Annotated in this window: 16 protein-coding genes and 1 pseudogene; 8 read left to right on the top strand and 9 right to left on the bottom strand. The window is 62.0% G+C overall.

Annotation, left to right across the window (positions count from 1 at the left end; genetic code table 11):
- Nucleotides 1-52 precede the first annotated feature (52 nt).
- Together B9A95_RS36180 and B9A95_RS36175 are read right to left on the bottom strand one after the other, a co-directional pair.
- Entirely contained in the window at nucleotides 53-463 is a 411-nt protein-coding gene (locus tag B9A95_RS36180; protein ID WP_281255845.1) for a transposase, read from the bottom strand.
- Between the two features lie 84 nt (nucleotides 464-547).
- A complete protein-coding gene (locus tag B9A95_RS36175) occupies nucleotides 548-1,003 on the bottom strand; it encodes an IS630 transposase-related protein (RefSeq protein ID WP_281255839.1) in 456 nt (151 codons plus the stop codon).
- 870 nt (nucleotides 1,004-1,873) lie between these two features.
- Between B9A95_RS36175 and B9A95_RS37045 the strand changes: the two are divergent.
- Together B9A95_RS37045 and B9A95_RS35305 are read left to right on the top strand one after the other, a co-directional pair.
- Nucleotides 1,874-2,134, top strand: a pseudogene (locus tag B9A95_RS37045) (transposase); the annotation flags it as partial.
- Nucleotides 2,135-2,272: 138 nt separating this feature from the next.
- The gene (locus B9A95_RS35305) at nucleotides 2,273-2,497 is read left to right on the top strand and encodes a hypothetical protein (protein WP_245808238.1); all 225 of its coding nucleotides are present in this window, start codon (nucleotides 2,273-2,275) and stop codon (nucleotides 2,495-2,497) included.
- Nucleotides 2,498-3,521: 1,024 nt separating this feature from the next.
- On the opposite strand, the gene B9A95_RS10150 is transcribed toward B9A95_RS35305, so the two are convergent.
- Both B9A95_RS10150 and B9A95_RS10145 read right to left on the bottom strand, forming a co-directional pair.
- Nucleotides 3,522-3,854 (bottom strand): recombinase family protein, encoded by a 333-nt coding sequence (locus B9A95_RS10150; RefSeq protein ID WP_084047002.1) that lies wholly within the window; start codon nucleotides 3,852-3,854, stop codon nucleotides 3,522-3,524.
- 31 nt (nucleotides 3,855-3,885) lie between these two features.
- Nucleotides 3,886-4,200 carry a hypothetical protein gene (locus tag B9A95_RS10145; protein ID WP_084046999.1) on the bottom strand — a complete coding sequence of 105 codons (315 nt, stop codon included), beginning with the start codon at nucleotides 4,198-4,200 and terminating at the stop codon, nucleotides 3,886-3,888.
- Between the two features lie 997 nt (nucleotides 4,201-5,197).
- Here B9A95_RS10145 and B9A95_RS10135 point away from each other — a divergent pair.
- The 3 genes from B9A95_RS10135 to B9A95_RS10125 all read left to right on the top strand — a co-directional run bounded on the left by B9A95_RS10135 (nucleotide 5,198) and on the right by B9A95_RS10125 (nucleotide 7,337).
- Nucleotides 5,198-6,169: a sensor domain-containing diguanylate cyclase gene (locus tag B9A95_RS10135; protein WP_170928560.1), complete on the top strand. Its 972-nt coding sequence runs from the start codon at nucleotides 5,198-5,200 to the stop codon at nucleotides 6,167-6,169.
- Nucleotides 6,170-6,660: 491 nt separating this feature from the next.
- Entirely contained in the window at nucleotides 6,661-7,146 is a 486-nt protein-coding gene (locus B9A95_RS10130) for a hypothetical protein (protein ID WP_084046991.1), read from the top strand.
- Nucleotides 7,143-7,337 (top strand): hypothetical protein, encoded by a 195-nt coding sequence (locus B9A95_RS10125; RefSeq protein ID WP_084046988.1) that lies wholly within the window; start codon nucleotides 7,143-7,145, stop codon nucleotides 7,335-7,337. The genes B9A95_RS10130 and B9A95_RS10125 overlap by 4 nt, the downstream gene beginning before the upstream one ends.
- Before the next feature lie 383 nt (nucleotides 7,338-7,720).
- On the opposite strand, the gene B9A95_RS10120 is transcribed toward B9A95_RS10125, so the two are convergent.
- The 3 genes from B9A95_RS10120 to B9A95_RS10115 form a co-directional block, all read right to left on the bottom strand.
- A complete protein-coding gene (locus B9A95_RS10120; protein WP_084046986.1) occupies nucleotides 7,721-10,534 on the bottom strand; it encodes an AAA family ATPase in 2,814 nt (937 codons plus the stop codon).
- A gap of 646 nt (nucleotides 10,535-11,180) precedes the next feature.
- A complete protein-coding gene (locus B9A95_RS32015; RefSeq protein ID WP_139806654.1) occupies nucleotides 11,181-11,390 on the bottom strand; it encodes a hypothetical protein in 210 nt (69 codons plus the stop codon).
- Nucleotides 11,391-11,511: 121 nt separating this feature from the next.
- Nucleotides 11,512-11,706 carry a hypothetical protein gene (locus B9A95_RS10115; RefSeq protein ID WP_084046984.1) on the bottom strand — a complete coding sequence of 65 codons (195 nt, stop codon included), beginning with the start codon at nucleotides 11,704-11,706 and terminating at the stop codon, nucleotides 11,512-11,514.
- 34 nt (nucleotides 11,707-11,740) lie between these two features.
- Here B9A95_RS10115 and B9A95_RS32010 point away from each other — a divergent pair, with 34 nt between their 5' ends.
- Both B9A95_RS32010 and B9A95_RS10105 read left to right on the top strand, forming a co-directional pair.
- A complete protein-coding gene (locus B9A95_RS32010; RefSeq protein WP_139806653.1) occupies nucleotides 11,741-12,184 on the top strand; it encodes a hypothetical protein in 444 nt (147 codons plus the stop codon).
- A gap of 1,515 nt (nucleotides 12,185-13,699) precedes the next feature.
- Nucleotides 13,700-14,143, top strand: a complete 444-nt coding sequence (locus B9A95_RS10105) for a response regulator (protein WP_084046979.1) — start codon at nucleotides 13,700-13,702, stop codon at nucleotides 14,141-14,143.
- Nucleotides 14,144-14,251: 108 nt separating this feature from the next.
- Here B9A95_RS10105 and B9A95_RS10100 read toward each other — a convergent pair whose 3' ends face one another.
- Nucleotides 14,252-14,461, bottom strand: coding sequence for a hypothetical protein (locus B9A95_RS10100; RefSeq protein ID WP_084046976.1), 210 nt, complete (start codon nucleotides 14,459-14,461; stop codon nucleotides 14,252-14,254).
- A gap of 203 nt (nucleotides 14,462-14,664) precedes the next feature.
- On the opposite strand from B9A95_RS10100, the gene B9A95_RS32005 reads away from it, so the two are divergent.
- Nucleotides 14,665-15,069 carry a response regulator gene (locus B9A95_RS32005; RefSeq protein WP_139806652.1) on the top strand — a complete coding sequence of 135 codons (405 nt, stop codon included), beginning with the start codon at nucleotides 14,665-14,667 and terminating at the stop codon, nucleotides 15,067-15,069.
- A 193-nt stretch (nucleotides 15,070-15,262) separates the two neighbouring features.
- Here B9A95_RS32005 and B9A95_RS10090 read toward each other — a convergent pair whose 3' ends face one another.
- Nucleotides 15,263-17,254 (bottom strand): FAD-dependent oxidoreductase, encoded by a 1,992-nt coding sequence (locus B9A95_RS10090; RefSeq protein ID WP_084046970.1) that lies wholly within the window; start codon nucleotides 17,252-17,254, stop codon nucleotides 15,263-15,265.
- Between the last annotated feature and the right edge of the window lie 56 nt (nucleotides 17,255-17,310).

Raw genomic sequence — 17,310 nt, 5'->3', positions numbered from 1 at the left:
TGGCTGTGCCCACACCGCAGTGACGTGTTCGAGTGGATTAGAGCATTTGACATCAGAAGATGTCGGGGAAGGCGTGCGTGAACCAGCCAAAAACGTCTCGTAGCGAAACGGCGTTCAAAGCGTCCCAAATGCCCTGAAGCAGAGCAGTCCGGTCTCGCCACTCACGGGCACGGACGAGGGCTTTGACTTTAGAGAACATGCCCTGGGTCGGGTTGAAGTCAGGGCTGTAGGGAGGCAGAAACAGGACCATACAATTCCGGGCTTCGATGTGCGTCCGAATGGGTGCACGGTGATGTGCCGAGAGATTGCCCTGCACCACGACCTGTCCTGGGGTCAAAGCTGGGCACAGGATTTCTCGGACGTACCACTCGAAACTCACGCCGTTGACAGCACCGTCCAGGATCAGGGGCGCAAAGGGACCACTCGCCTGCAGCGCGCATACGAAGTTTGGTTCCGTCCCCAGTTGCGGGGGACGGAAGCGACCGCACGCTGTGTGTGGTGCGCGCGACCATAGCCTCGGGTCATGGCCGTGTGGAAGCCGCTCTCGTCAAGAAAGACCAGACGGGCAGGGGTCTGCAGGTACGGCTTCAGGTCGTTCAGGAACTGCTGACGCAGTTCCTCCTTCTGTGCGCACGCGACCCGCGTTTTTTTTGTAGGTGACGCCATGCCGACGGAAGACTCGGTCCACCGTTCGATAACTGATCTTCAGTCCTGTCACAGCTTCCAACTTGCGGGCATGTTCTTCGAGGGTGGCGTCCAAGTCCTCCTCCAGTTGCTGGAGGACTTGCTCATGCTCGCTGTGCACCCGTGGGCGACGCCCAGTCGGGCGCTTCACGTGCGTCAAGGTGCCTACCTCGTGTTTCTTCAGATACAACGCGATCGTTCGCACATCGACGTCGAACGTTTCAGCCACCCGCTGATGGTTCTTCTCCTTCAGCGCCGCTGCGACAATCCGTTCTCGAAGATCAACGCTGTATCTGCGTGCCCCGACCCGCTTCTTCACCCTCTTATGATGTCAAATGCTCTAGAGCATTTGTTTCAAGTTCGCTCTACTCGATCAAAAATGAGTCCTCTTTTTGACAAATGCTCTCAGGTGTTTTACAGCCAGCAACGACGTCACTCGTCGCCCTGCCACCGCTCCCCTGTGGCCTTCGAGGAGCAAACCACCCATCCTGAACTGCGCCTCCTCTAAACCGGCTCTTGCACGCTTTTGGTGCAACCCGTCTGGCCCTGGTGCCACGAAGCATGATGACCATTCCCGACTGGTGGTCCCCTTTGATGTTTCCAGAAAGTCCTCTGGAGATCACCTCTGTCACGTGCAGTGCTGAGCAGCCTCTGATGACCGCTCGGGTCTCCAGCCGTTCAGCAACCTGTCCGTCCTGTCAGACCGTTTCCAGCAGTCTCCCCACAGCCGTTACCCGCGCACGTTGGCCGATTTACCCTGACTCGGGCGTACTGTCCACCCTCAACTCCGTGTCCGAAGGTTCCGCTGTCGGGAGAACACCTGTCTTGGACAGGTGTTCTGTGAAAGGCTCCCCGACATCGCCAAGCGGTCTGCCCGTATGACCCACCGCCTCGCTGCAACTCTTCAGGAGTCAGCTCTTCAAGGTGGGGCGAGCGTCAGTCGGCGCATTGGTCGGATTTGGGGCGTACAGCGTTCCCGCACCACTTATCTCCAGGGTCATGCGGCGCATGACCCCTGTCCCTCCCCCATCATCCCTCAAGCATGTTGGAGTCGACGATTTCACTTCAAGTGGGGAACACGTTACGGCATCCCTGTCATTGACCTGGACACGGGCAAACCTGTTGAGATGCTGCTTGACCGTACAGCGACGACCCTGCCCACTGGCTCCGAGGTCATTCTGAATTCGAAGTGGTGACTCGAAATCGGTCCACAGAATATGCACGAGGCGTTACCAAAGGGGCCCCTCAAGCCCAACACGTCCTGGACCGGTGGCACCTGGTGAAAAACCTGCGCGAGGCGCTGGAACGTCAGGTTCAAAGACCCCGGGAGAGTCTACAGCGAGTGCTCGGGTCGGAGGGGAAGCACACGGTGCTTCCCCTCCATCCTGCTTCAGCAGAACGGTCGAGCCAGGAGGCGACGGAGCGCAAACAAGCACAATATGCCGAATTCTATGCGCAATCCCAACAGGGCCACAGCATCGCCGAGATTGTCCGCACCTCTGGCGTCCACCGGGCCACGGTTTACCGTGCCATTCGCAGTCAGGGACAGGTGAGTCGCAGACGGCATGCCCGGCCCCCAAGCATCCTGATGCCATTTCAAGACCCTCTGGCAGAGCGCTGGGCGTGGGGCTGCCACAACGCCAGTCAGCTCTACCGCGACCTCGTTCAGGCGGGCTATGCGGGTCCAAAACGTCGGGTCAGCCTCTGGGCGCAGGAACGGGTGAAGCCCCCGCACCAACGACGCCGGGCCCGTTCAGAACCCCTGCTGTACGAAATGGGCACCCTCAGGCTGGAGCCAGTCCTCCAGCCCTGACGGTCAAAGCAGCCTCCTGACTGCTGTTCTCGTTCCCGGACGAACTGGAGAATGATCAGCAGGCACTTCTCAAATGGCTCCACGCCTGCCCCCTGTGCCGGACTGGGGAGTTGGTCCATACGTTCCGCACCATGCTGCGAACCCGTCAGGGTGAAGCTTCCACACCTGGGCCGAAAAGGTTATCGCGAGTGGAATGACGGATCTGATCAACTTTGCCAAGGGTCTCCAGCGAGAGGGGTGAGCGCTACAAGCAGCGCTCACCGTGCCCTATAGCAATGTTCCAACCGAAGGCGCAGTCAACCTGCTGAAGACCATTAAGCGGCAGATGTATGGCCGCGCTGGGTTTGACCTCCTTCGGCTGTGGGTCCTCTCGGGGGAGCTGGCTGCACCAAAAGCGTACAAGCGCCTAAACCCTTGCAACTCCAGTATTACCGGCTGATGTCCTGAGACCTGGAGTGTCGGTGAGTGGTCACATTGGCGCTTCTTAAAGAGAAGAGGCAAATTTTTTCGAATCGCTTAAGCTGATGTATGCAATGGACGTATTCTGGCGGACACTCCATCTCCAATCTTGAAGAGCTCCGGGCATTGATTGAGCAATACGATGCCTGGGGACTCTCACTTCCCGAATTTCAGCAGCGGGCGGGGTATCACTCAGATGGGGATGCTGAGTACTCGATCACATTCTCCTGGGGAAATAGAAATACGTCACTGGAAGAGTCGTGGGAGCTGATTCAATACATACACAAGTACTACCAATCCAAGTGAGGCGCGAGTCCTGATGTCCTGACAAATTCTATGCAGGTAAGAGGAAAACAAGTGTCCAGTCAATTTGGAGCGTGATCAGAAGGGACGGCTGCGGATATGCTTGGACAAATGCCCTCAACGGCATGGTGCGTTTGTTGGACGCCCCACCGCCACATGTCCTGGGCCAAGGTGCTATTTGGTCAGACAGGGCAAAGCAAGGCTTCTCATGGACCGCTTCCACACCCAGAGCCGTCAGAGACGAGGCTGACGACAGCTCCAGTCAGGCGTGAGGTCTCCCGAGGACGGACGAGCTCAACGCCCCGAGCACCTCACCTTCAGGGCCCAGAAGATGCAGTGAGGCTTGTTGCACACGAATGCGACGCAACAAGATCTCCATTTGCAAATCATTGCGGCTCAGTCGGTCACTGTCACTGACCAGCAAAACGTCGCTGGGACGCAAACTCTCTACCGCCCGGTGCAGCACTGGACGCTGAAGATGATCTCCGCTGCTCATCTCAATGTAGATGACCTGACAACCAGCAGTCATAAGCCGTGTGGCCTGCGTGAAGGGCAGCTCCAGCAGTTCCGCCGAACGGACGTACCCGATCAACATGAGGTCTCCTGGCTTTTGAGGCGTCTAAACTTCAGGGCGTGGAGTAGAGTTCGCCACCCCACAACTGCACCTCATTCCCGGACTGCTCACCCCGCTGCCCCGCGTCTCTGTCCTTGCGGATAAAACTGGTCAGGACGAAGCGGCTCGGCTCCAGCCCATCAAGGATGTATTGTCCGTGAAAGTCTGTCGAATGTTCTTGCCTGTGCGTCCCACCAGTGAACGTAACCTTCACTTGGGTACCTGCCACTACGCTGGCCTCGCCTGACTCGTGGACGACACCGCAGAAGTGCCGATCGGCTGAGTTGACCTCTCCTTGCCACTGTCCTTTTAAAACCAATGTACTCATATGCTGCTCCTCTTGAACCTCGGTGTGACGGAACAACGCCGAAACCTGTACATCCGTTCGCCTTTGGACGACCCGGTAGTGCAAAACTCGTGTGCGAGTTGCATTGCAGGTTTAGGGGATGAGTGGAGCGACCGCACCACCCATCCGTTCATAACGTCATTCCGGTGAATTACCGCGTTGGTCTTACGCGCTGAGCACAGGAGTATCCAGACTGGAAGCACAGGTGAACATGGCTGCTTCGGCTCTCGCCAGGCCCAGCAACCTCTCCCTCCCGAGGTCCATCTCGGTGGCGCCCTCACCAAGGACGGCTGTACTGATTTCTCGCTGCCACTCTTTTCCAGTCCAGGTGTAGCCGCCGGCTTTGGCCTGGTATCTCAAGGCAAACGCGTCGCCATGAAGGGTCAGATGAACGGTGAGGCGCCCCGGACCTTGCAGGGACGCGGGAGAAAGAGGCATGACGAGTGAATCTGGGGTTGCCGTGCTGACGGGAGGAACTGAGGTCAGTGCAGCGTAGGGTGTGAAATTTCTATCCGTCATGTATTATTTCCGATCTTAAGAATGCAGACGTGTTAGGCAGAGCTATATGATGTGTTGATTTAACCGCATCTCTTATTAGAGCAGATGCTTCGTACTAAAGCCCACCTTCGCGAACTTTGTGAGGTGTTGATATGCTCTCATCTCCAGAGAAAATGTGATTGCCCAGACTGCCCTTTGGAATGACGCAACTCGTCGTTCTTGGACAGATCGGACCTTCCGAATAAAGGTGTCTTCACGCTGTTGAAGCGTGCTTGAGTCAACACACGGGCATGGTAGGGAGGTTACCCCAAGTGGGGCTTAGTTTCTCGCATCGCCTTTCCCCTTCGGCCGACCTTTCCGCACTCCGGCGGGAGGAGGGGTCGCTCCGATGCGACCGAGGTACCCTATGTGGGCCTTCTTTACTCCTTCTCCTCTCCGACAAGCGCCTCATGCGCAACTCCAGCGCTACAGCCTGCTCCTCATGGCGGCGGTTCCCATATTGGCGGTCTTGCTGCAGATCGTGTTGGGAGACACCCACAACCTCAGCTACGGTCTGATTCTCGTCGGGATTGTCGTGATGGCCCAGACCTTGAGCCAAGGGCCAACGCCTCTGGGTCCCCTGCTCCTCCTTCTGTTTCTGCCTCCCTTCCTGGTGGGATTCAACCGCCCAGTGCAAGTGGAGTCGTTGTTCAGTTCAGGCTTCACCGCCTACAGCGCCTTACTGGTCCTCCCTACCGTATTGGCCGCTGTCTCCCTGGGCGTGCGTGGCGTCTTGCTGTTCGCGTTGTACGGCCTCATCATCGGTGGGCTCTGCTTTAACCTCATGCCTCTCGAAGGCATGGCGATCGTCTGGAGTACCGTCACTGCCCTGGTCGCCGGTGGCATGCTGGCGTGGCTCCTGAACTTCACCGAGCAGGCCCTGCAGCGGATGGCGTGCTCCGCACTGACCGACCCCTTGACGCAGTTGGGGAATCGGCGTGCCTTTGAGGCAGCCTTGCTGCAGGCGTGGCAAGCTGGACCGGAACGGGTCGGTCTGGCGTTTGTGGATCTGGACGGCCTCAAAGCCGTGAATGATCAGCAGGGCCACGACGTGGGTGACGCGCTTATCCAGGCGCTGGCCCGGGCGGTGCAGGCCCAGCTTCAGGAGGGTCAGACGGTGTTCCGTCTGGCGGGAGACGAATTTGTGGTGCTGTGCACCCACGGGGACCTCTCGCGCGTCTGGCATCAAATTCGCGATGCTGTCACGCAAGTTCGCCAGCACGGTTTTCCGGATATGGACGTGAGTGTGGGCTTATCCAGTGGAACCACCGCCGGAAGTATTGCTGCTCTGATGCAGCGGGCAGATTCAAGGATGTATGCGGAGAAGCGGCGCAAAGCAGACCGGCGTGCAGCCACCGGGAACAGGGGGACAGTGATCTCCTGGAACGGCATTGAGCGACGAAAAATGCAGTGAACTCCGGAGCCAGCGTGGCTTCTACCGCTTGACGATGCCGGTCAACACCTGAGCGTGGGGGGTGATTCTGTCCCTCCGCCTGGGACTCGTGTCGATGCTGGGGGCACATTGGGGTGCCTGAACTTTGGGTGAGAGAGCCTCCGGAGGGCTGGCCCTTTCGGGGCATGTCTCCCGAGTTCTTAACCCAGCACCTGCCCCGACTGCAGCCGGAGGAGGGCGAGGACGACCTCAACGGGGTTCACGAATGACTCCACACGCCCTGTACCTCTTGATCGGCCTGCCGATCAGCATCAACCGGCCCGCGTTCTCGCTCCATGAACAGATTGCGTGGTACCACCGTTTTTCCAGAGCTGAGCAGGCGCAGGATGTGTTTGAGTACCTATTCCGCGTACTGACCAGCACCGTGCTGCTGCGCTGGCTTTGGCCGCTCTACCCCTCCTCCAAACCATCATGTGGTTCGAGGAACGCGCTACCAGCCAGGAAGGAAAACCTTGAGTCAGGTTATTGGCCCCATCCCAGACGACCTGCGGGAGCTTGCTCTGTCCCGCGCACCCTCTCAAACCCCTGAGGACCTTGAGCGCATGAAAGGCAGCGAGCATCTCCTGCTCGACAGCGGTTTTGCCGCCCACCTCGCCCACATGCTCGATATTCCCAGCCTCAGCCCGGCCGTGACAGAACGCGCGGCCGATGTGGCCACCGCCGTGGAGACCGAGTTAAAGAAGATCCAGGATCTTGTCCCGGACCAGGAACTGCAGATTCTGAAGCGGTACGCGGAAGCCCTGCGGTTCATCGCAGAGGTGGGCTTCTTTCAGTCGCGCTTCCTGATTGAGTACTTGCGGCAGGAAATGGTGGACCGTCCGAGGGCCGGGCGCCTGGGCGTGACGCTCGAGCAGCTGCCCATGACGGTTCAGCTCTTGAAACTCGCCCGGAAGAACAGCGACGGCACCCCCTGGGTGGAAGGCGAGGCCTGGCGATGACCGAAGTGCTGCGGCACAAGAAACGTTGCCAGAGCGAGGACGAGAATCAACCGATCCAGACCGGGTGCGTCGCGGGAACAGGCACCGGCTTCGGTGCAACTGCAGGAGCGGGTGTGGTCTCCCAGGGATTGGCCGGCACCACGGGGGCAGCAGGTGCGGCGACTTCCCGCATGGGCTTGAAGGCCGCGTGAATCTCCACCAGGAAGGGTTGCGTCCCGGCCCACCTCCCCTAGCGTAGGGTCGCCAGCAGGTACGGGAGCGGTGCGGCGGTGTGTTCAGCGATAGACGTGCATATCTTCCGGCAGCCGGAGCGCACAGCTCAAGGCGTAGGGCAGCCGCCGTGGGAGACGTGTCAGTGCCCCTCCCGCGCCGACTGCCTACAGACCAAGCCGGTACAGCGCCTTCCCGAAACGTCCCCTCCAGCTTGGAGCCGGAAAAGGGGAAAGCTGCGCCAGCTCCAGCGCCCGCAGGTCACGCGCAAGACGGTGCAGGAGCGGTTGAGCGGGAGCATAGAGAGAGTCTAGAGGCGGGCAGCGTCACTCGGCGCCGCTGTGGCGTGGCGCCCGGGAGCCGCTTATCCCGAGCCTTCCCCCGTCAGCCACCCCTGCCCCAGCGGGTCGGCGAGCATCCCTACGCTGACCCACTCGCCTTCCGAGTTCGGCGCGAGCTTCAGGCGCACCTGCATGTCCGGATTGAGGACGTAATAGCCCTGCTTGACGCGCTGCCACAGCCGCCGGGCAGGGGTGTACGAGCTGCTCACCTCGGCCCGCGCGAGCACCTGGTTGAAATAGGAACGCTTGCGCCGGGCTTCGGAGAGCACGTTCAGGGGGAAGTGTTCGAGGTTGCCCTGCAGAGCGTTCACGAAGAAGCCGGTGCGCCGCTCGTACAGGTCACGTGGGGTCAGGCCCGGGTAAACCAGTTTCGAGGTGTAGTACGGCAGCAGCGCCAGCATCACGCTCAGAAAGTAGAACTCGGCCCCCTCGTGCCCCAGGCGCACCAGCCGGTCCCCCACCCGCACGTCGAGGGCCGTGGGGCGCAGGCCGTTCCACAGGGAACCGAGGACGTTCCCCGCGTAGTGCGGGTCGCGCATGGCCCGCCCAAGCGCCAGCATATGCGGCGTGCGCCCGTGCAGGTCGGTCTGGGTCACGTCGGCGCCGCGCTCCAACAGGGCGGTGACCATGGCCGTGTGGCCCGCCTCCACCGCCAGCATCAGAGGGGTCAGGTTCTCCAGGGTGCGGTGGTCCACCCCGTAGCGGTCGGTATCCGCCAGAACGGTCCGCAAGTTGCCCGCCTCATAGGGCTTGCGGTACTTGTCCGCAACGGCCTGACGCTGGATACGACGGTCCTTTTCCGAATTGCGGAGGAACGACTGCGCGGGTTTGATCTTCAAACCCGCCAGTTCTTCCAGCAAGCGCTCGTTCAGGCTCAGCAGAGCGTAATCGGTGAGTTCGCGTGCCCGCTTTACATCGCCGGGATGGGCTTGCGCGTCCGCCTGCATCTTTGCGAGGACCGCAGGCGTCCAGACCGACCACGGCACCTCCTTCTGTTGCAAAATCCGGCGGCGGATATCGCGGGCCTGCTCCTTCTTGCCTTGGAGTTCCAGCTTGCGGGCCTCGCGTTCCCAGTCACCCCGCGACGCCTTCTGTCCCCGGAACTGCTCAGCCTCGTCGCCCAGTTCCACTCCCAGCAGCGTTAGCAGTGGGTGACGGGCGTCGGATTCCACCAGGATCACACGCTCCACAGCGCGGGTCACAGCCACGTAAAGGGCATTGACGTAGAACTTGTAGATTTCCAGCGACTTGTCGGCCTTGTCCTTTGCTCGGGCGTAGATCAGCTCGTCCCGTTGCAGGTCGGCGGGTGTGACCCCCTCGGCGATGTCTGTATATGTCTGCCGACTCCCACTGATGAAGTTGTGCAGGATGATGCCCGGATATTCCAGCCCCTTGGCCTCATGGACTGAGAAAACCAGCGGGGTGCCGAAGGCTTTGCGCGCCGCTGCCCGGTCCTCGTCGCGCAAAACCAGCACGGCGTATTCGGTTGAGTCGCGCGTCTGCTCGTCCAGGTGCTTGCGGACGCGGGGCTCATCGGGCAGCAGGGTGACCGAGCCCGGCTCGCCGGTCACCGCCTGCACCAGGAAGTTGCTTTCGCGGTCCACCGAGCCGAAGCGGGCGTGCTTGACCTTCAGCAGGTCGTTCGCCACGCGCGTTACCCGTGATGCGTTGCGGAAGTTGGCCTGCAGCACGTTGACGGCTTGCCGCTCAGCCAGGTCCGGGTCCTTCCACAGCAGCGTCTTGACCGCCGCCCAGGAGAAGAAGTTGGGATGCACGATCTGGTTGGAGTCGCCGCACAGCAGGAACTGCCCCGGCACCCGCAGGGTCCTGAGAATCAGCGCCAGTTGCGCCGCCGTCAGGTCCTGAACCTCATCCACCACCACGAAGTCGTAGGTGGGCTGGACCACCGGCAGGTAACGGGAAGCCACCAGCGAAGCGTCGTACAGCCCGGCCTCATCCAGCCACTTCAGATACCGGGAAAAGAGCTCATGCACGGTGGGCCGCTCCCCCGCACCGTAGATGCTCTGGCGGATGCCCAGGGCGAGGTAATCCGCGCGTGACAGGGGACCGTTGGGTGAACTGCTCAGCACGCCCCGGAACTCCTCGAACAACTGGTGGGCGTCGGTAAACTTCAGGCCAGGCTGCCTCGCCATCCAGGTGCGGAAGTTTTCAAACGCCACCTCGCGGCCCCTGGGCAGGCGAATGGTTCCCAAAAAGTCCGCGAAGGACAGGAACGAGACTTCCTGCGCCGGATTCTCAAAGCCGTGCGCTCCGTACAGCTCAGCGGCACTCTGCGCGAGGTAAGCCGAGAGGGTCACGTACAGCGCCTGCCCGGGCACCTCGCGCAGTTTCTGCAGCGTCAGCGCGGTCTTGCCGCTGCCCGCCGACCCCACCAGGATGAGCGGCGGGGGCGTGCGGTACACCGCGTCCTGGGTGTCGTCAAAGGAAATCACCTTGTCCAGCAGGTGAAACTCCTGCCGAGTGGGGTGCAGGTAGCGCACGGGGGTGGCCCCAGTGGTGGCCTGGGCCACGTCGAACACGGGCAGCTTGGCCTCGTCGATGGTTGCACCTCGCAGAAAGCGCGACTTGTCGTAGGCGTGCTGGTGAATAACCTCTAATGCGAGACAAGCGGTTTCCGGTCCCCGTTCGGTGTTTCGCTTCACGAAGGTCAGCAGCAGGCGGTTGGCGGCATCAAGCCTCGCCCGGTAATAGTTTCCCTGCGCCAGCTTCTTGACATCGGGCGTCTTGAAGTCGTCCCGCTCGATAGCTTCTTGCACCTTGCGGAGCTGCTTCTCGACGTGAGAGGCGTCAAGGTCACGGTAGGTGAGAAAGCGCATGGGCGGAGGATAGCGGGAAGGCGGTGGAGTCGCTCCAGGGGCTGCACAAATGTGGATGCCTGGAAGACGGGGGGCCGGGAAGGTGGAGGAAAGTGAGTTGCGTCCCGCAGCCCCTCACCCCATGACGCCTCTCCTGGCGAGGAGAACGCACAAACACTTTGCCCTGTGAGTTCTGCTCCCCAGATTAAAAAGGCCACCATTGTCGTCCAGGACGCCTTCTTCGATCCGGAAGCGCTCACCGTACTCGTCAAAGGTTTCGGTACCGGTTGATTCGTCACTGACCCGGTGCCACCGCTCTGGCCCGCCCAATGGGTGGGCCAGAGCAGCGTAAAGCGGACCAAAGTGTGCCCTGCGAGGGTCACGCTCTGAAAGCAGCGGACTTCCCGTGAAGCGAGTTTGACACCGCACGTTGCGGCTATCGTTCCAGAGCCCACTTTGCACATGGGCCAGCACGGTTTGATAGAGTCGAAAAACGTCCCCGGTGGCCCGTTTTGTCGTCACAAATAGAGAGTGTCCCTACCAGAGACGCATTCTCATGAAGTTTGTCAGGCCGTCAGGACTGGACCCATTCTGGATGCACCGAAACGACTGCCCACCGAGAAATGTGGCGGCAGAGCGAAGCATGAGGCCGGCCGGGTGATCCGCCTCAGCGGCTAAGGAGTTCTCTGTGGAGGATGTCCTTCTCCTTATCGAAGAGGTCCTCTCCATAACCTGCATCGAGGAGGAAATTTTCAAGGGTCCTCATGGCGAGGTCGGCGGCGGCTTGTGGGGTCATTCCGTCTTTACGAGCCATGCGGTTGTTCATCACGGCCAGCTGTTTTGCTGTTGCCCAGGCCAGTGGTGTGTCTCTACTCATATCTCACCCTATCCCTAAGAAGGTGACTGCACCCATGACCGATGCCCCAATACAACCGGCTGCTGAGAAGTGGGCCGATAGGGCCCGGGGATGAGGGGGCGGTGATCAGGGGTGCAAGCGACTAATTTTTAGGCTCGACATAGAGCTGGGACATACCATTCTTTGTCAACTCCTCGGCCGTGTCTTCGATCAGTCGCAGCTCATCTTCGGATAAAACCTTCTTTTCAGCCAGGACTTGCAGCAGTACCCTGAAGGCATATGCCTGCTTCATTGCTGCTTGGAGCTGCTCCCGGTCCACATAAACTTTGTCGCTCATCCCTCACTCTAGGCCGAAGGAGGTGACCGCATTCATGATTGACCCACCAATACCACCGGCCGCCGGGGAGCTGGGTGCGGCCCTCTCCGGCAAGGACAAGGCGGTCGCCGACACCTCCCGGGTCACCTTCAACATGTGGAAGGCAGGCGTGGCCGAAAAGTACAGCGGGCGCTACCGGGTGTTCCCCAACATCCGCCTGAACGACCTCTTCTACATCTCCGCCCTGTGGCGGCTATTGAGCTGGACGGCGCGAGCGACGACAGTGAGCGCACTACCGGGAAGCGGTGAAAAACGTGGCGTTCCAGTCCGCAGCACTGCCCCTGGTAGAGCTGCGGGCAGATCACACCTGTACCCCGGGGCCTTTCCGGGCGGCACTGGCCCTATACCTGTACCGCGCAACCACAGCGTAAAGCAAAAAAGCCCGCTACCGCCCATGCCGGAGCACATGGGGAAGCGAAAGGCACAGCGGTCATGTTGAGGACCGCAATAAGCACGAGGGGAAGCATGCCGGTGCAACGGTGCCCGTCCCTTCTCCCAGCAGAAAAGCGGAACCCGCCCAGGGCCGGGGCCTGGACGGGTGGGTGAGAACGTGGGAGGGCAGCGCATAAGGAACTGCATGATCATGAGCGTGGCGAACACCACCCCAGTCATCAAAAGCGGCATCGAGAGGGCGCCGCGGCGCCCTCTCGATGCCGTGCCCCTTCTCCCGGCACTTCAGAACCCGGCAGCGGTCGGGGGCACGTCACCCTTGAGCGAACAGCGTATTCCTCCGGGGCGCTGCCTGGACCGGTACGCCCAGGTCGTGAACCAGAAAACAGCGTCTGTGGCGGAATACGCAGAAATCCGTGAGGAATTCCACGGTGAAATTATCCGCCCCAGCGTGCGGAAGGAGACGAACGGGCGTTGGCAGGCCGTCCCGTGGGTGTAGCCTCCCGCTCTGCCACCCCAGCTCGGAAAATCGCCATGATGGTCCCGCCGAAGTACCGAACACCAAGGGGGCCTGCTGTTCTTCAGTTGGAAGGTGGAGGGGGACCCCATGCACGTTTACCCCGTCTCCTTGCTCCTGCCAATGAATGACCCGCCCGCACCCCGGCCCACAGGCGGGCGCGAGGAAGGATGGTGGAAAATGGCAGAGAGCATATCTTAAGAAGACAATGAGAATATGTGGAAAAAACCAAATAGGACTTTTACACTTTTGCTACGTGGATGATCCGGGCAAACGACTTTGGCGTTGAGTTGGAAGAGAACGGTGAAGTCCTGTGAAGCACCTAGCGTATCGACAGGTACGTCAAGCCGAAACGCTGGCTCAAATCGCAGGAGTACGTTGCGATCTGGCAGATGGGTGATGGGCGCTCCCTACGGCTCAGCCGCAGTGACATCACGTATCCCTGGACGCCACAATGGCGCGACGCTGTTCGAGCTGCTGAGCTGCGAAAGGCATAGTGGACTCCCGCCTGCACCGAGGCTTCAGGCGGAACGAGGGGCGAACAGCGGTTGTGGATACGGGGCCCGATTTGGGACGCGACCTCAAGGAGATGTTCCATCCGGGCCAGCCTTGTGAGTGCGGTGAGCACAAACAGCGTCCCAAACTTGAGCGGCTGCCGATAATGGTACTCCGTTGACTGGCGGGAACCTGATGGATGGCGCCCGTGTTTCTGGGGTCAGCGCGGTACGGAAAGAGTGGGAATCCCCCGTGTTCTTCGCCAGCACTTTCAGACTCAACGGAGTACCAATAACTACTCAAGTGCTGCGCTTCCTGCAAGGACCAATAGCTGATCAGCAAACTTAACCAGCTTGAGGGCCAGACCGCCGCCCCGCTCGCACGTCCGTTTTTCAGAAGGTGGACGTTTTCCGTCGGGCCAGAAGTATGCGCCTGGTCCCCACCTGCCCTATTTGACGACTTTAAAGACATCTCGGGTTGGCTCACTGGCAGGATAAGTACGCGCTCCACGTCGAACAAGACTTCGAGTCATAATGGCTGGGTGTGGCAGAGATGACCCGCTTATTCCGTGTCGCCATCATTGACGACAGCCTCCCCGACCTCCTCCTCGCTCAGGAGGCCTTCGAGGGGCTTGAGCACCCTGTGTTTGTGCAGACCTATTCTTCGAGCAGCACGGCAGTGAAAGCCCTCCAACGGGCTGGGGCAACTCTCCCGGACGTGATCTTGCTGGACATCAACATGCCCACCATGAACGGCTTTGACGTCCTTAAAGTCCTGAAGGCAGATGGCCGCCTGAGCCTCATTCCTGTCGTTATGCTCACCACGTCCAACGAAGAGAGGGATGTCCACCAGGCCTACTCGCTGTTCGCAAATTCCTACGTCGTCAAGTCGCCCAGCTTCGGTACGTTCGTTGAGCAGGTAGAGACCTTCGTCGTGTTCTGGAGAAGCAGCCGTTTGGTGAACTGGCCTGAGCGCCTCCTTCCGCCAAAGCCTTGACGCTCTGTGGTAGCAGAAGTTTTCCCCCCGCTTACAGCACAGCCCTCGACAACCTGTGGGAGACCACCGCGTACCACATCGGCGACTCCCCCTCGCCCGATCAAGTGATCAGCAACACCTTGCGTGCGGAGCGCGGCCACACCTGTGCCGGGTGGCCTCGCCTGGGCGCAGGATACGGGCCATGAAGCCGTCGTCGGTGAGGAGTTCCAGCAGGACCTGGGGCAAGCGCTCAGCCAGCTGCCAGCGGAAGTTGCGGAAGAGGCGCTCTACGCCAGGAATGTAGGCGCCGTCCTTCAGCCACACTCCGTATTCGTTCATGCTGCACTTTTTCTCCCAACCCCACGAGAACGTCGGGACGCGGAGTACAGGCTCGAGGCCGAGTTCGTCGAGCCGTGTACCGGGTGGTTTTCTCAAGCAGACGACTGCGCTCCTTCTCCCGTTGTTGCAAGAACGTTGTGAGATAGGGCGCCTTACGCTGCCCTCAACCGAACACCCTTCGTGGTGCGGGCCGAGGTGGAGCGATGAGTCCTTTCCCCGAACATATCCTGATCGTTGGCCCCAGGGCCTTGGATGTCCTGCACCTCTGCCTGCTGTTTGAAGAAGTGGGCTTCCCCGGACAACTCCATACCGTGCCCAGCGTCATGGATGCCAGGGCCTTCTTACAACGGAGAGGACCCTACTGGAAGTCGCCTCCAGTGGACCTGCTCGTAATTGACCTGAGCCTCCCGGCAGACGCCGGTGAGGAGCTGATCCAAACGCTCGCCGCACAACCCCTTCGGCCCTTCATCGTCGCCCTGGTGCCGCCGGGCAAGCAGGCCTCCGCCGAGACGCTCCCCGTCTCCATGAGGTGCCCGCTTGCCCCACATCACCGGGAGGTGCAGGCCATCCTCACTGCCCTGGAGGACGAAGAGAAACTGCGCGCGTGAGGGGAAAGAGGCCGTGGTCCATGCCGTCCGTTCTGGTCCTGAGCAGCGGGGACCCGCCTCCCATCAGGTGCTGGTGGGCCCGGGAAGCGGTAGCGCTGACCTGCTTGACGTCGCCCCGGAGCGCGGGCTGGAAAACGCTGTGCGGGCGGCCGCGGCGTTTGGGCACGGGGCGGGTTTGACTCCGGCCTGGGCCTTACCCCTGACGCGCCGTGAACGCCCCGCTCCCCCCCCAGTTCTGCTCCGGCGCCGCCCTCGCGATAAAGCGGCCCGTGCGCCGGGCCAGGGCCATGCAGGTAATCATGGGATTGACGCCGGACGCACTGGGAAAAGCGCTCGCGTCGCCGATCCAGACGCCGGGCAGGGCGTGCAGTTCGCCGCGCGTGTCGGCCACGCTCGTCTCCGGGTCCCGCCCCATCCTTGCCGTGCCCATCTGGTGCGCGCTGAAGACGGGATGGCCGCCGTGCCCGATAGGCTTGCGCCGCAATCCGGCGAGAAAAGCCTCCAGGCTCTCCCCACGCTGCCAGGGCCGCACGCCCGGCACAAGGGAAAAGATGCGCTCGGCCCCCGCCGCTTCGAGAATGTGAGCGACGGTGGCCTGACCGTGCAGGAAGTTCTCGCGGTCGAGAGGATCGGTGAGGGCGTAGTTCACGACGGCCTCGCCGCCACCGCCCAAGGTCACGCGCCCGTGGCCCCGGTCGCGGGTGAGGTGAATCAGGGTGACGCTGCGGGCATGGTCGGCCATCAGGTCGCGGTGCGCCCGCGCGCCGCCCCACGCTGCCGCCGCCGCAAAGAGGCCAGTGGTGTACTGGGCCGTCTCGATCAGGTAGCCGTACCCCTCGCGCCGACCTGCAAACTCGTCTACCAGGGCCGCCTGCGTCGGTCCCCACCAGTTGCGCTGGTCCTCGGCAAATACGCCTGTTAGCGCTCCGCAGGGGTGCAGGCGGAGGAAGTCGCCTACCGCCGGACCGCCCACCCCGGAGCGCAGCAGCAGGGCGGGCGTCTCCAGCGCTCCGCAGGCGAGGACGAGCTGAGGCGCGCGGACGGTCAACGTCTCTTGCCCCTCCCCCAGCGTGGCGACCAACCCGGCAGCTTGGCCTCCCTCGATCAGAATGCGCTGCGCGCGAGCGCCCTCCACGATGCGCGCGCCGCGGCCTACCGCATCCTTCAGGTACGTCTTGAGCGTGCTCTGCTTGCTGCCCGTCGCGTCTCCGAAGCCGATGTGCCCGGCATGCTGCGGATCGTGCCGCGTGGGGTCAGCGTTGCGAAACGCCCGGCGCGTGCGGTAGCCCAGGGCCTGCGCGCCCTCCAGCATCCGCTCGTGGGTGGCGCTCAACTCGCTGCAACGGTCGTTGGCCGAGATGCGCGTCATGACGGCGTCCACATCGTTCCCAAATGAGGGGCTGTCCAGCCCGTCCAGGCCCAGCTCGGCCCACTCGCGCCGCAAGTCCTCCGGGGGGCGCACGCAGTTCATCCAGTTGACGGCGGTGCCGCCGCCGAGCGTCTGACCCGAGATCAGGGAGACGTTGCCTTCGGCGGTGGAGGTAAAGCCGCCGCGCCAGTATAGGTGGCGGTAGGCCCACAGCTCCGAGTGGCCCAGCTCGGCGTCCGCGTACTGCCGCCCGGCCTCCAGCACCACCACGCGCAGGCCCCGAGCGCTCAGCTCTCCGGCGATCACCCCGCCCCCGGCCCCGGAGCCGACGACCACCACGTCCGCCTCCAGCGTCTCGCCGCCCCGCAGCGTCAGGGTAGGCACGTCACGCTCGGTGTTTCCTCCCGAGAAGGTGGGTCCGGCGTAGCCGAACTGCCGCCAGAAGGGGTTGGCCTGCCCCGGCTCCGTATGGGCATAAGCGAGCATCAGCAGCAGGCGGCGAAGCTGCTCAATCCCCACAGCGGCCTCTGGGCTTAGGCGGGACAGCCCACGCAGGAGGGCTTCGCGCAGGGCGAGGGGCAAGCCGGGCCGCAGGCCCACCCGGCCCAGGACGCCCAGCAACCGCCGGACACCCTCCTGCTCGCTGTGGGGCAAGTCCAGCAAGAAGGCCTCGGCGACCCGGTGCGCGCCCGCTGCGCTGCCCGAGGAGGCGTAGAAGCCGTGGGGATCGTGGGCGCGGGGCAGCGCGGGCACGAAGGTATCGGCCAGGGTGAGCAGGGTGCGGCGCTGCGCGGCAGTGAGGGGCGTGGGCGACATGGGAAACTCCTCCGGGGCGCGAGGGGGAAACAGCGGGAGGGCGGCGCGCTCCCACC

This window comes from Deinococcus hopiensis KR-140, assembly GCF_900176165.1.
Lineage (GTDB): Bacteria > Deinococcota > Deinococci > Deinococcales > Deinococcaceae > Deinococcus > Deinococcus hopiensis.
This window is presented reverse-complemented; position numbering and strand designations above follow the sequence as displayed.

Excerpts from the sequence above, each read along its gene's own strand:
- B9A95_RS10135 (WP_170928560.1), top strand. The coding sequence starts at position 5,198 with ATGGCGGCGGTTCCCATATTGGCGGTCTTGCTGCAGATCGTGTTGGGA.
- B9A95_RS10090 (WP_084046970.1), bottom strand. The coding sequence starts at position 17,254 with ATGTCGCCCACGCCCCTCACTGCCGCGCAGCGCCGCACCCTGCTCACC.
- B9A95_RS10100 (WP_084046976.1), bottom strand. The coding sequence starts at position 14,461 with ATGAACGAATACGGAGTGTGGCTGAAGGACGGCGCCTACATTCCTGGC.
- B9A95_RS35305 (WP_245808238.1), top strand. The coding sequence starts at position 2,273 with ATGCCATTTCAAGACCCTCTGGCAGAGCGCTGGGCGTGGGGCTGCCAC.
- B9A95_RS10145 (WP_084046999.1), bottom strand. The coding sequence starts at position 4,200 with ATGAGTACATTGGTTTTAAAAGGACAGTGGCAAGGAGAGGTCAACTCA.
- B9A95_RS10105 (WP_084046979.1), top strand. The coding sequence starts at position 13,700 with ATGACCCGCTTATTCCGTGTCGCCATCATTGACGACAGCCTCCCCGAC.
- B9A95_RS10115 (WP_084046984.1), bottom strand. The coding sequence starts at position 11,706 with ATGAGCGACAAAGTTTATGTGGACCGGGAGCAGCTCCAAGCAGCAATG.
- B9A95_RS10125 (WP_084046988.1), top strand. The coding sequence starts at position 7,143 with ATGACCGAAGTGCTGCGGCACAAGAAACGTTGCCAGAGCGAGGACGAG.
- B9A95_RS32015 (WP_139806654.1), bottom strand. The coding sequence starts at position 11,390 with ATGAGTAGAGACACACCACTGGCCTGGGCAACAGCAAAACAGCTGGCC.
- B9A95_RS10150 (WP_084047002.1), bottom strand. The coding sequence starts at position 3,854 with ATGTTGATCGGGTACGTCCGTTCGGCGGAACTGCTGGAGCTGCCCTTC.
- B9A95_RS10120 (WP_084046986.1), bottom strand. The coding sequence starts at position 10,534 with ATGCGCTTTCTCACCTACCGTGACCTTGACGCCTCTCACGTCGAGAAG.
- B9A95_RS32005 (WP_139806652.1), top strand. The coding sequence starts at position 14,665 with ATGAGTCCTTTCCCCGAACATATCCTGATCGTTGGCCCCAGGGCCTTG.
- B9A95_RS32010 (WP_139806653.1), top strand. The coding sequence starts at position 11,741 with ATGATTGACCCACCAATACCACCGGCCGCCGGGGAGCTGGGTGCGGCC.